Below are 1,942 nucleotides of genomic sequence, written 5' to 3' on the forward strand. Positions count from 1 at the left end.
GTGCTGATCATCGTGCGGCCTGGCTTCGAAGGGTTCAGCATCTATTCGCTGTCGGCGTTGGCCAGCGTCGCCTGTTGTGCGGTGCGCGATCTCGCCACCAAGCGGATTCCCAAGGCCATTCCGACATTGCTGGTGTCGACCGCGACCGCGCTTGCCATGACAATTGTCGGCGCTTCGCTGTTGTCGCCGATGGGAGGCTGGACACCGATGACGGGCAACAGCACGGCCTTGTTGGCCTTGGCTGCTGTCCTGGTGCTGATCGGCTATCAGTTCATCATCATGGCGATGCGGGCGGGCGACATCTCCTTCATCGCGCCGTTCCGCTATACGGCGCTGATCTGGTCGATTCTGCTTGGCCTGTTCATCTTCGCCGATATTCCCGATCTTCCGATGATCGTCGGCGCCACCATCATCATCGGCTCCGGCCTCTATGCGCTCTACCGCGAGCGAGTGGTCGGCCGGCGAAAGATCGTCGTCGAAAGCACGGGGCCGACCATGGTGCCCGACGGAATCTAGCCAGGTCATTTGAAGGTTCTTGTGATTTCCGGCGGCTGGCGTACAGGCTCCATGGCATGAAGCGAGACATTGCTGGGATCATTCTGGCCGGCGGCCAATCAAGACGGATGGGCGGTGGCGACAAGAGCCTGTTGCCGCTTGGCAGCGGCTGCGTGCTTGACCAGGTCGTCTCGCGCTTTGGCCGGCAGACTACCCCCCTGGCGCTCAGCGCCAATGGCGATCCGGCACGATTCTCGCGCTTTGGCCTGCCGGTGCTTGCCGACATGGTGAGCGGCTTTGCCGGGCCGCTTGCCGGAATCCTGACCGGCCTCGAATGGGCCGTTGGCAACACGGCTTGCAAGGCGATCGTCACCGCTGCCGGCGACACGCCCTTCCTGCCGCTGGATCTCGTCGAACGGCTGGCTGCGGCCACCGATCAAAGTCCAGGTTCAATTGCCGTCGCTTGCTCGGCCGGCAAACGGCACCCGACTTTCGCACTCTGGCCGACGGACTGCCGAGACGCCTTGCGGCACTTTCTGGTCGACGAGGACAACAGGCGGGTGTCGGCTTTCATCGACCGGCACGGTTTTGTCGAGGTGGAATTCCCGATTCTGCAATCGGCCGGGGTCGACCCCTTCTTCAACATCAACGACCCTAATGATCTTGTCTCTGCCGAGCGTCTGTTGCAGAGCATGAAGCCATGAACAGACGCATCTTCGGCATCACCGGCTGGAAAAATTCCGGCAAGACGACATTGACCGAAAAGCTGGTCGCCGAGCTTGTCCGGCGCGGCTGGAAAGTGTCGACGGTGAAACATGCCCATCATGACTTCGACATCGACAAGCCGGGCGCCGACAGTTTTCGCCATCGGCAAGCCGGCGCTACCGAAGTCGCGATCGTCTCCGGCGTTCGCTGGGCACTGATGCATGAGCTGCGCGGTGAGGATGAGCCGACTTTGGAGACTATCTTGTCGCGGCTTGCGCCATGCGACCTAGTGCTGGTTGAGGGCTACAAGCGCGAAGCCCACCGCAAGATCGAAACCCGCCGGCTGGAAGCGAAGGACCGCACGCCGCTTTCGGCAGGGGATCCCAACATTGTCGCCGTCGCCGCCGATTTTGCGGCTGAAGGCGAGCATCTGCCGGTGTTCGATCTCGACGATGCAAAGTCGATAGCCGACTTCATCGAGCGCGCCACTGGGCTCGTTGCTTGAGCGCTGACGCAGCGGCAGAATAGCCTTGCCCATTTTTGTGGTTTTGCAGTTGCTTTTTTCTTTGAAAGAGTGGGAGTATCGCGCCAGCGGGCGGTCAAAAGCACCGCCCCACAGAGCCGTTCGGAACGACGGCCGGGATCATAAAGAGAGGACTATCATGCGTATTTCACTGCGTATCGCGCTTGCCGCATCGGCCGCGCTGCTGACGCTCGGCGTAGCCCAGGCCCAGGAAAAGAC

Annotated in this window: 3 protein-coding genes and 1 pseudogene; all 4 read left to right on the forward strand. The window is 61.4% G+C overall.

Annotation, left to right across the window (positions count from 1 at the left end; all coding sequences use genetic code 11):
• On the forward strand, positions 1-516 hold a 516-nt coding region (locus EN935_RS33550), incomplete at its 5' end, for a DMT family transporter (RefSeq protein WP_164771586.1).
• 56 nt (positions 517-572) lie between these two features.
• Positions 573-1,199 carry a molybdenum cofactor guanylyltransferase MobA gene (mobA, locus tag EN935_RS33555; RefSeq protein WP_127374102.1) on the forward strand — a complete coding sequence of 209 codons (627 nt, stop codon included), beginning with the start codon at positions 573-575 and terminating at the stop codon, positions 1,197-1,199.
• The gene (gene mobB, locus EN935_RS33560; protein ID WP_109671233.1) at positions 1,196-1,705 is read left to right on the forward strand and encodes a molybdopterin-guanine dinucleotide biosynthesis protein B; all 510 of its coding nucleotides are present in this window, start codon (positions 1,196-1,198) and stop codon (positions 1,703-1,705) included. Before mobA ends, mobB begins: the two co-directional genes overlap by 4 nt.
• A gap of 25 nt (positions 1,706-1,730) precedes the next feature.
• Positions 1,731-1,942 (forward strand): annotated as a pseudogene (locus EN935_RS42425) (hypothetical protein); the annotation flags it as partial.

Source organism: Mesorhizobium sp. M7D.F.Ca.US.004.03.1.1, from assembly GCF_003998635.1.
GTDB lineage: Bacteria > Pseudomonadota > Alphaproteobacteria > Rhizobiales > Rhizobiaceae > Mesorhizobium > Mesorhizobium loti.